The organism is Psychrobacter sp. APC 3279, assembly GCF_030407795.1.
Classification (GTDB): domain Bacteria; phylum Pseudomonadota; class Gammaproteobacteria; order Pseudomonadales; family Moraxellaceae; genus Psychrobacter.
Genome location: NZ_JASDCR010000012.1, coordinates 18,535 through 29,989, shown reverse-complemented (window position 1 = coordinate 29,989; position 11,455 = coordinate 18,535). Strand labels below are relative to the sequence as shown.

Here is an 11,455-nt window from a genome sequence, read left to right as displayed (position 1 = left end):
TTAACGATCACAATCCGCCATCACAATATCGATCGATGCCAAATACATAATGGCATCAGAAACCAGCGAGCCATTGATGACCGATGGCATCTGCTGCAAATGCGCAAATGTCGGTGTACGGATACGGGTACGATAGCTCATCGTGGCCTTGTCTGAGGTGATGTAATAACTGTTCAGACCTTTGGTCGCCTCGACGATCGTCGTACATTCGCCCGCTGGCATCACAGGACCCCAAGATACTGAGATAAAGTGATTAATAAGCGTCTCAATATCATTTAGCGTACGGTCTTTTGGTGGTGGTACGGCCAGTGGATGATCCGCTTTGTAAGGGCCTTGTGGCATATTGTCCATACATTGACGGATGATACGCAATGACTGACGCATCTCTTCGACTTTGACCATACAGCGGTCATAAGCATCACCGTTGTAACCAACGGGTATCTCAAAATCGTAATTCTCATAGCCCATGTACGGACGTGCTTTACGCAGATCAAAATCCACACCTGTCGCGCGCAGACCTGCGCCGGTCACACCCCAAGCAAGTGCTTGCTTAGCATTGTACTGAGCAACCCCTTGAGTACGGCCTTTGAGCACGCTGTTTTGCAATGCTGCTTTGACATACTCGTCCAGACGTTTTGGCATCCAATCTAAGAACTCACGTACCAAACGCTGCCAGCCACGTGGCAAATCAGCAGCAGTACCGCCAATACGGAACCAAGCGGGATGCATACGATAGCCAGTCACGGCTTCGATAACGTCATAGGCTTTTTGGCGATCGGTAAACATATAGAATACAGGGGTCATACCGCCCGCATCCTGAATGAACGTACCGACGAATAGTAAGTTATTGGTAATACGGAAGAACTCACTCATCATTACGCGAATGGTTTCAGCACGTGGTGGAATGGTGATTCCAGCCAGCTTTTCGACCGACATGATGTACGGCAGCTCATTCATCACACCGCCAAGATAATCGATACGGTCGGTATAAGGAATAAATGAATGCCAAGTTTGACGCTCAGCCATCTTTTCTGCGCCGCGATGGTGATAGCCAATATCAGGAATACAGTCGACGACTTCTTCACCATCCAACTGTAGTACCAAACGAAACGCACCGTGAGCAGAGGGATGGTTAGGACCGATGTTCAAGAACATAAAGTCTTCGTCACGACCTGAACGCTTCATGCCCCACTCTTCTGGGACAAAACGTAGGTTTTCTTGCTCGTATTGTTGCTTGGCGGTATTCAAGAAATACGGGGTAAATTCAGTCGCCCGCGCATGATACTCTTTACGCAGTGGATGACCTTCCCAGTATTTTGGCAATAAAATACGGGTCAAATGCGGATGACCTGTAAAAACAATACCAAACATGTCCCATACTTCACGCTCATACCAGTTGGCGTTTGGCCAAATATTGGTGGCGCTCGGTACATTGACATCATCTTCGCTCAGCGCGACCTTGATACGTACATCACTATTGCGCTCAAGCGACATCAAGTGATAAAACACCGTAAAGTCACTGTCAGGTAAACCTGCGCGATGCTGGCGTAAACGCTCATCTATCGCTGACAAGTCAAATAGCATGACGTAAGGTTTAGGCAGTTTGCGCAAGAATAAGAGAATATCTAATAAATCAGCACGCGCCACCCAAACCGTTGGAATCTCATCCACAGTCTGCTGCACGACAAATTTACCAGCATACTTTTGCTCCAGCTCTGTGATAATTGCTGGGACGGGCTTGATCTTAGGATCTATGTTTTCGACTACCGTGACCATGAATGATGTATTCCTTCATTAATCATAACTGAACTATGTTAGTCATAACCGAACTATGTCAACCATAACTGAGCTATGTTAATCATAACCGAACTATGATAAGCGCATAAAATATTGAAACTGTTGCTACAAGTCTAAATGCTGTTTGAAACTTAAATACTGTCTGGGCTGCGCAAGTTTTTGACAGCGATACGATCTGCCTGCTTGCGGTCACGCTCAGGCGTCATTTGTGGCTGATAGATACCCTGCTCATTGACATGGATACCCAGCGGACGACGCTCTTTAGTAATAGATTCTTGCAATAACATCAAGCCTTGAATAAGCGCTTCTGGACGCGGCGGACAACCTGGCACATACACATCAACAGGGATAATCTTATCGACGCCTTGTACGACAGAATAAATATCATACATGCCGCCCGAGTTGGCACAGGCACCCATAGAGATAACCCATTTTGGCTCAAGCATTTGCTCATATAGGCGCTGGATGACAGGGGCCATTTTGACAAAACAAGTACCAGCGACGATCATGACGTCCGCCTGACGAGGCGAGGCACGAATAACCTCTGCCCCAAAACGTGACAAATCATGAACGGCGGTTAAGGTAGTAGCGTATTCGACATAACAGCAAGAGGTACCAAAGTTAAATGGCCACAGTGAGTTCTTACGACCCCAGTTTGCTGTTGAATGAACGAGGTCTTCAAGACGACCCATAAAGACGTTTTTATTCACTTCATCTTCGATAGGATCGTTGACCGTTTGACTGGTCTGTGCAGGATAGGTATCTGCATCGGGGTTGGCTTTTGTTAATGTGTATTTCATAACATACAACCTTCATATTAGGCTTGGCGTGGCAATCATCTTGCTCGCGCTGTCGCCATAATTTTATTATTAATAAGTGGCTAATCATCAGCGATCATCAATACAAACAGAACTGACGCTTTCATGCTTTGCTGCTCGTTTTTGCAAACGCTATAGGCTGAGCATCAACTGCTATTAACGTTCAGTTCTGTCCTGCTGAGCAGACGTCGCAAAATCCACAGAAGTAACGTTACCCGTGGTATTAATATGATCGATGTTTTGTAGATGACGACGATTGGTCTCAATATTGTTTGAGACATTGATTTGACCGGATGACTGCGCGGGCACTTTACCTGTCGGATCGACCATTAGCTCATGAGCACCATCAAATTTGGTAATGTCTGCCAAATTAAAGCCTGCAGGCGCCGCATATAGGCGTGCTTTTTTGCGTAACTTATCAGCAGGTGCCCAGTTCATCGCACCCAAGCTCAGCTCATAAATCAAACCGATAATCAGAATAGTGATAAACGTGCCAGCGGCGGCAAAGCCAAGCCAACCCGCCTCTCGTACTGACACAGCATAAGCGTAGAGATATAGCGCCTCTAAATCAAAAATCACAAAGAAGATTGCGACCAAATAAAATTTGGCAGACAAACGAATACGGGCGTTGCCAGATCCGACAACACCCGCTTCAAATACTTCTTCCTTTTGTGAGCCTTGAGAGCGACCGCCAAGTAAGCGCGGTACGACCAGCATAAAGACAACTAGCCCAATGGCGGCTAAGATAAAAGCAATGGCTGACCAATTAAAAGCAGACATGATAATACGTGCTCCTCACCCAATCGAGTGTTAGACACAGCGCAAGCACTGACCCACTCAGGCCATGTTGCGACAGGTATAACGCAGACGAAAACACAAAGTGACTTTATTTAAAAAGTGACTTTATTTAAGTAATTGTCACTGCACTTCAGCAACTGTCACTGTGTTTAAGTAACTGTCATTGAGTCACATGTTAGGTATTTTTCTGGTAACAACCAACTATCAAGCTTATTGACGACGATGTCAGACGTGACCAACTGTAGAGATTCCGGTATGCGCGCGGATAAAGGCTGGTCGCCCAACGCATCTTCTAACAACGTAAGATCAACGTATTAAATCAATATCATATCTGACTGCTTACTTAATTGATTTAATAGCTCATTACACGTGGTCAACAATGACGTGACAACTGGCATAAATTATTTACGTACTATACGCATATCAGTGCCTAAAAGCTAGTTTTTAACTGTATTGAACGGTCACTTTCTGTGTAAAAAAAATGTGTTTTTTTTACTATGAATTATGATATAGACCTTACCTTATATTAACCCCAAATCCGTACATTTGGCTATGAGCAAACACTGCCACGCTATTTGTCAAAAATCAAGTGTCCAAATACCCCACTTTCATCACCCAAGTCCTCCCCCAAAGTGAGCATTTTTGCTTTATAATGACCCACCAGATTTTTATGATATGGCATCATCAAACCTTAAATTCTATTATTCTTATAATAAAGATTATTAAAATATCGCAACGATACGAATTTTGATGATGCGCGCTGCGTTTATCTATCTTTGTCATATCAGCGCTACCCTCTTTTTTGCTTTTGTCTTACAGGTCACGTTATGAGTCAACTCAATCCCAAACAATCCGAGGCCATGCTCTACGTATCTGGTCCATTACTTGTCCTTGCAGGTGCGGGCTCCGGCAAAACCTCTGTGATCACGCGTAAGATTGCTTACTTAATCCAAGAATGTGACATGCCAGCTGAGCGCATCACCGCTGTGACCTTTACCAATAAAGCGGCACGTGAGATGAAAGCGCGGGTAAGCAAACTGCTACCCAGTGAAAAAATGCGTGGACTGACGGTGTCGACGTTTCACCAATTTGGTCTACAGTTTTTGCGCTATGAGCTGATTCATACCCCGCTAAAAGGCAACTTTTCCATTATGGACAGCGATGACAGTAAACGCTTGTTGATGGAGCTAATGATGCGCGACAACTTGAGTGGCGCTGAAAGCCGTGAGTTGGTCGGTAAAGCCATCAAAATGATTTCTGATTGGAAAAATGACTTGGTCGAGCCTGATAAGGCGATGGAAACGTTAGACGATCCAGAAGACATGATTTTTGCGACCTTGTACGCGCTTTATGAGCGTAACTTGCGCGCTTATAATGCCGTCGATTTTGATGACTTGATTGTACTGCCAACCAAGATATTACGTGAGAACAGAGAACTGCGAGACAAATGGCAAAACCGTATTCGCTATCTATTGGTCGATGAGTATCAGGATACCAATACAGCCCAGTATGAGATGATTAAGCATTTGGTTGGCCCGCAAGGTCGTTTTACCGTGGTGGGTGATGATGACCAATCTATCTATGCATGGCGCGGAGCAAAGCCTGAAAACATGGCACTACTCAAAGAAGATTTTCCAAAACTAAAAATCGTTATGCTTGAGCAAAATTACCGCTCAACCACGCGTATTTTGACTTCGGCCAACGCCGTTATTCTAAATAACGAGCATTTATTCGAGAAAAAACTGTGGTCGGATAAAGGTCAAGGCGAAAAAATCCGCATCATTAACTGTCGTAATGACGATGATGAATCCGAGCGCGTGGCCAAAGAAATTGTCACGCACAAGCTGCGTTTCGGCAATGAGTGGGAACAGTATGCCGTACTGTACCGCAGTAACTTTCAGGCACGTATGCTAGAGGCACAATTACGCCAGTTGCAAGTACCTTATAAGTTATCAGGCGGTCAGTCATTCTTTGCCCGTAGTGAAATCAAAGACATCATGGGCTATCTGCGCCTGATTTTGAACCCTGAAGATGACAGTGCATTTTTACGTATTATCAATACACCTAAGCGCGGTATGGGACCAGCCACGCTAGAAAAGCTTGGTTTGTTTGCGCAAGAACACAGCATATCACTATTGGCCTCTTGCACCCACGCTGGCCTAACTCATGTATTGCCCTCAAAGGCTTATGGTACGATAAAAGAGTTTGGTGAATTCATTGAGCACTATACGCGTGAGTTGGATCAACATCCTGACCCTGTACCAATCGTACGCCAGATGATTGATGAGACGGGTTATATTGATTTTGTGCGTAGCGACGCCAAAACGCCGCAACAAGAAAAAAACCGTATTGATAATATCGATATGCTTTATACCAGCATTCAGTCGTTGATTAATCGTGCTGAAGAAGACGAAGATCGGACGATTGATACCATCATTCGTAAGCTGGTATTGCTTGATATGCTCGAGCAACAGCAAGAAGAAGAGAATACCAACAAAGTTAACTTAATGACCTTACATGCGGCAAAGGGCTTGGAGTTTGATTTTGTTTATATCATGGGGCTTGAGGAAGAGATGCTGCCGCATCGCAACTCTATTATGAGTGAGACGGTCGAAGAAGAGCGCCGTCTGATGTACGTGGGCATTACCCGTGCGCGCCGTGAGCTGACATTGACACTCGCGACCCAGCGCCGTGCTGGTGGTCAAATGCGCGTTACCTCAGAATCAAGATTTTTGGATGAGCTACCTGAAGATCATATTGATTGGCCTGCTAAAGCGAAAAAGAAAAAAGCGACCAAAGACCCAGAGGCCGTCGCTGACGAATATTTGGCAAATATTCGAGCGTTACTGGGCAAGCGTTGATCTTAACCAAAACATTTAAGCACCTGAGTAATAAACACCTAAGTAAAACGCTTGCGAGAACACGCTTTAGACTGCGCGAAAGGCGATTGTTATAATCGTTATTGTTCTTTATATACTGTAAAAATTTGACTGTAAAAACTTGGAACACTTATGCCTACCCCGACGCCCAATCAGGAACGAACCGCCATGCTGTCAGGAGATTATAACTCGGCTGAATATAGTGCCGAATATAAGCTTCTGTATCTGCAGGGTTTGGTTGCTGATAAAGCATACGAGGCCATTACAGAGTTTTTGGAAAAGCAGTCCGAATATGAGATTGCCAACCTACTAGAGTCCTTCCCAACTCAAAACCGTCTGTTGATTTGGGCGCAAGTCCCAGAGCACATCAAAGGTGAGGTGCTTGCCGAGCTAGATGTCGATACACGTCAGCCATTGATGGAGAACATTTCTTCTCAAGAAATCTCTTTGTTCACCCAAGATCTTGATGCTCAAGATATCTCTGAGATTTTAGACACTGTCACTGAGAGCGTACGTACCTCAGTTATGGCAACGCTCGACGAAGAGACTCGGGTCCAAGTCAATAAGCTTGATACTTATGCCGACTGGGAAGTGGGTAGCTATATGGATCCAGATATTATCCAGATAAGGGATGATATCTATTTGGCTGGTGTGCAAGAGTGGCTGCGTGAAAACGATGACCTGCTCGATGACGAGAGCCAAGAGCTACTCGTTGTCGATCAAAGCCAGCAATTACTGGGACTACTGAGTCTAGTAGATTTAATCAAGCATAAACAGAATACATTAGTCTCGGATCTGATTGACACTGCCATTACAATTAATGATCGCTTGGATATTCAAGATGCAGCCGCGATTTTTCGTTCAGAAGACATTCGTTTTGCCCCCGTTATCAATAGCCATGGCGAGCTAGTTGGTCAACTAAACGGTGAAGACATCATGGAAATCATCCAAGATGATGTCGACAGCACCATGAAAAACCTCGCTGGTGTTAGCCAAGATGAAGAGCTGTTTGCTCCTATCCTAACCAGTGCCAAAAGCCGTAGCGTTTGGCTAGGTATCAATTTATGTACCGCCCTATTGGCCGCAGCTGTGATTGGACAGTTTGAAGAAGTATTGGCACAAGTCGTGGCGCTAGCGATATTGATGCCAGTAGTCGCCAGTATGGGCGGTATTGCTGGCTCGCAGACGCTAACGGTCGTTATCCGCGGGATGGCGATGGGTCAAATCGGTGGTTCCAACCGTGTCTGGCTGTTAAATAAAGAGCTGTGGGTGGGTGCGATAAACGGTATCATCTGGGCGATAATTATGGCGTTTATTGCTCAGTTATGGTTTCATGATATTAAGATCAGTGCCGTCATCGGTTTTGCCATTGCGATCAACATGACTGCAGCTAATGTCTCGGGTATCAGCATACCGCTGATGCTAAAACGGATGAATATCGACCCTGCTCTATCTGCTTCGGTTATCTTAACGACCGTCACGGATATCGTCGGCTTTATGTCCTTTTTAGGATTGGCCAGCGTGTTGATACTATAGCTGATTGCTGAATTGCTGAATTGCTGAATTGCTGAATTGCTGAATTGCTGAATTGCTGAATTGCTGAATAATTAAAATATAGAATTGTTATTTATATAAAAATGTCGAATAAGATTTATTTAAAATCATAGTTCAAGGCCCTAGTTTAAAATCATAATTTAAAAACCATCAAATCGTTAAGTGAGTGTGTTATGCAAGCTGTACAAGTTAAAGTGGTAGACCCTAAAATTACTGAAGATAAAGCGTTTTCTTTACCAACTCGTGCCACCGATGGCAGTGCAGGTATTGATTTGCGTGCTTGTATTGACGAGCCATTAACGATTAAAGCAGGTGAAACCCATTTAATTGGCACAGGCCTTGCGGTTTATATTCAAGACCCTAACTATGCAGGTATGATTTTACCGCGTTCAGGTCTTGGTCATAAGCACGGTATCGTCTTGGGTAACTTGGTTGGGCTAATTGATGCCGACTATCAGGGTGAGCTGATGGTTAGTATTTGGAACCGCAGTAGCGACGACTTTGTTCTTAACCCAGCTGAGCGTATGGCACAGTACATCGTGGTACCTGTTGCTCGTCCTGAGTTTGAAGTGGTTGCAGAATTTAGTAATGAAAGCGTACGCGGTGCGGGCGGGTTTGGACACTCAGGTCGCCAATAGTAGCTATTTTGATGGTCCATCCTGTTAGTAATTTTTAGATAGCGATTAGAATTTTGCTTGAGCTATATATAAAGCCTTGCGCTATTCATTTTTTATTTATCATTGAACATCTATCATGGTTATAAGGAGAGTAAGCAATGCCACCTTTTGCGGCGCAGCAATCCTTATTCCGTGCTTATGATATTCGTGGTACCAACCAGTATTTTACTAGCAGTTTTATACAAGCGTTAGGCAATGCTTTTGCTACTCTCTACAATGCCCAAGATAGCCAACCGACTCAAAACAACAATGCTAATGCCTCTGTTGATACTAAGCAGAATGTTGTCGTTATTGGTTATGATATGCGCATTGGTAGTGAGGCTATTGCACGTACGCTCTCTACTGTACTAGCTCAGCAGGGTTTACGCGTAATCCAATTAGGTCTGGTTACCACGCCGATGATGGCATTTTGGGCAATGCAGTATCAAGGTCATGGCATTGTCGTAACAGCGAGCCATTCTGCTAAAGACATACTAGGTATCAAATGGTTAGTAAATAACAAGTCCCCTAGTAGCTCAGAGATACAGACGCTCTATCATCAACTCACCGCCAATCATGGTCATCACACCTATCCCGATAATCAAGCTAACAACCCTATCTGGTTTTCAGAAGGCATTAAAAATCTTAAGAGTAGCCACGACTCAAAATTACCAATTGATTTGCTTGAGCAACTACCTGCTCATCAAGTAGCAAGCGTCTATATCGATGCTATTGCGCAGGTATTTGAACAATTATTTCAACACCATCACTCGGCAACTGCAGACAATCAGAAAAGCGCTTATAAACTTGATTTGATCGTGGTTATTGACTGTATGCACGGTGCAACTGGTAGAATTGCTCAACGCTTGTTCGAACGTTTTTGTCAGAATGTTATTTTTCTCAATGACATACCCGATGGTAATTTCCCCCTTGGTAATCCAGACCCCACCGAACCAAACCGCTTGAACGAATTGCAACGAGCCGTTGTTTCGAATGCAGCAGATATAGGCTTGGCGTTTGATGGCGATGGCGATCGTTTGATGATCGTTGATAACAACGGCAAAATAGTTACGCCCGATCATTTGCTCTATCTATTGGCACGTATTGCTATTACTGAACATCCTAACTCTCTTAGCGACTCTTTATTAGCATCTGAAGTTCTTTTCGATATTAAGTGCGCCCATCATTTGCCAAGACTGTTATCTGAGCTTGGTACTACACCTGTGATTAGCAAGACTGGCAGCAGCTTTATGCGCCAGCAGGTACAGCATCCTGACAATCAGATTGTCTTCGCTGGTGAATTATCAGGGCATTTCATCTTTAATGACAGCCGCTTTATTCCCTACGATGATGCGATGTATGCTGCATTACGGTTGCTGCATTGGCTTGACCAAACTCAGAATGGTATTAACGATAAAAAACCGTTATCAGATATCATCCAAAACTTGCCCACTATAGTCAGTACTGCTGACCATTATTTGCCAATGCCGCAGACCGCTACTACCGACTGCTCACTTGTAGAGCAACTAACGAGATTTTGTTATTACTTGCAGTATCTAGTAGATATGTCTACTCATACTGATTCTTCATCTAGTCAGCAGTTAAAAGGTACTTGCCTGCCCGCCACAACATGCAAGTCATCAGCGTGTACTTGCACTACTGCGAAGGCGCAAATAGCAGTAAAACAGACGCATGAATTATTACCTATGGGAACTAAACTGAGCTGTATCGATGGTGTGCGTTTGGATTTTGCGCATGGTTTTGGCGTACTGCGTCAATCAAATACCAGCAATAGCCTGACCGCGCGCTTTGCAGGTGACAGTGTAGATGACCTAAAAAGTATTCAGGCGACATTTGCCACTTTATGCCGACCATTTAACGCAGCGCTAGCTGAACAGATTCTTGCTATTCCTGCGGAGTAGCCTCATAAGACATATAGCTGTCTCATTAGACATAATAGAAAAACAACCAATTTAAACCCGGCCCTTAGGAGTTTGTAATGACGCTTAATTTAGATGATGCCAAAAACACCGCTGAAGTATTGACCACTGCTCTGCCTTATATCCAGCGTTTTGTTGATAAACTCATCGTCGTAAAATACGGCGGCAACGCCATGACCGACCCTGAGCTTGAGAGCTCATTTGCTCGCGATATTGTTTTGTTAAAGACCGTCGGTATGCATCCAGTAGTCGTACATGGTGGTGGCCCGCAAGTTGACAACCTCCTAAAAGAGCTCGGTCGTCAATCAGACCGTATCGATGGCATGCGTGTCACTGACAAAAGCACCATGGATATCGTAGAGATGGTCTTGGGCGGTAGCGTCAACAAATCGATTGTTAGCTTGATTAACAAACACGGCGGTCGCGCGATTGGTCTTACAGGTAAAGATGCCAATTTGATTCAAGCCAAAAAACTGATGATGGAAAAAATTGGCGCAGACGGTATCGCTGTACCAGTTGACTTAGGATTCGTCGGTGATGTAGTCAGCGTCAATAAAGATGTGATTAACATGCTGATTGCTTCGGATTTTATTCCTGTAATCGCGCCACTTGGCGTTGATGCTGAAGGTAACACCTATAATATCAATGCTGATCTCGTTGCAGGTAAAGTAGCGGAGTTTTTGCAAGCAGAGAAGCTGATGCTATTGACCAATATCAAAGGTGTATTGGGCCGTGATGGCGAAGTGGTGACTGGACTCACACCAAAGAAAGTCGATAGCTTAATCGAAGACGGTACTATCTCAGGCGGTATGATTCCTAAGATTCAATGTGCGCTTGATGCGGTACGTAGCGGCGTCAAAAGTGCCGTTATCGTCGATGGACGCGTTCCTCATGCGACCTTGCTTGAGATTTTTACCAACGAAGGGGTTGGTACGCTCATTAGTCGTGAGATAGACTCATCATTGAGCTAGCAAAATCTAGCAATACTAAATGTAAAAAAGCTAAATATAGAA

At 44.4% G+C, this 11,455-nt stretch carries 8 protein-coding genes; 5 read left to right on the top strand and 3 right to left on the bottom strand.

The features are described from left to right. From nuoC to ndhC, 3 genes are all read right to left on the bottom strand, one after another. On the bottom strand, positions 1-1,776 hold the full coding sequence (nuoC, locus tag QL898_RS07945) for an NADH-quinone oxidoreductase subunit C/D (RefSeq protein ID WP_290176417.1): 1,776 nt from the start codon (positions 1,774-1,776) through the stop codon (positions 1-3). A 152-nt stretch (positions 1,777-1,928) separates the two neighbouring features. After that, positions 1,929-2,597: an NADH-quinone oxidoreductase subunit B gene (locus tag QL898_RS07940; protein ID WP_101206265.1), complete on the bottom strand. Its 669-nt coding sequence runs from the start codon at positions 2,595-2,597 to the stop codon at positions 1,929-1,931. A gap of 174 nt (positions 2,598-2,771) precedes the next feature. Beyond that, positions 2,772-3,395, bottom strand: a complete 624-nt coding sequence (gene ndhC / locus QL898_RS07935; RefSeq protein WP_290176416.1) for an NADH-quinone oxidoreductase subunit A — start codon at positions 3,393-3,395, stop codon at positions 2,772-2,774. A gap of 845 nt (positions 3,396-4,240) precedes the next feature. Here ndhC and QL898_RS07930 point away from each other — a divergent pair. The 5 genes from QL898_RS07930 to argB all read left to right on the top strand — a co-directional run bounded on the left by QL898_RS07930 (position 4,241) and on the right by argB (position 11,413). Further along, complete coding sequence (locus QL898_RS07930; RefSeq protein WP_290176415.1) at positions 4,241-6,274, top strand: UvrD-helicase domain-containing protein; 2,034 nt, start codon at positions 4,241-4,243, stop codon at positions 6,272-6,274. A gap of 150 nt (positions 6,275-6,424) precedes the next feature. Next, the gene (mgtE, locus tag QL898_RS07925; protein ID WP_290176414.1) at positions 6,425-7,828 is read left to right on the top strand and encodes a magnesium transporter; all 1,404 of its coding nucleotides are present in this window, start codon (positions 6,425-6,427) and stop codon (positions 7,826-7,828) included. A gap of 191 nt (positions 7,829-8,019) precedes the next feature. After that, on the top strand, positions 8,020-8,484 hold the full coding sequence (dut, locus tag QL898_RS07920; RefSeq protein WP_290176413.1) for a dUTP diphosphatase: 465 nt from the start codon (positions 8,020-8,022) through the stop codon (positions 8,482-8,484). Positions 8,485-8,621: 137 nt separating this feature from the next. Then, positions 8,622-10,424 carry a phosphomannomutase/phosphoglucomutase gene (locus tag QL898_RS07915; protein WP_201547613.1) on the top strand — a complete coding sequence of 601 codons (1,803 nt, stop codon included), beginning with the start codon at positions 8,622-8,624 and terminating at the stop codon, positions 10,422-10,424. Between the two features lie 77 nt (positions 10,425-10,501). Further along, positions 10,502-11,413 (top strand): acetylglutamate kinase, encoded by a 912-nt coding sequence (gene argB, locus QL898_RS07910; RefSeq protein WP_057758912.1) that lies wholly within the window; start codon positions 10,502-10,504, stop codon positions 11,411-11,413. The last annotated feature ends 42 nt before the right edge of the window (positions 11,414-11,455 follow it).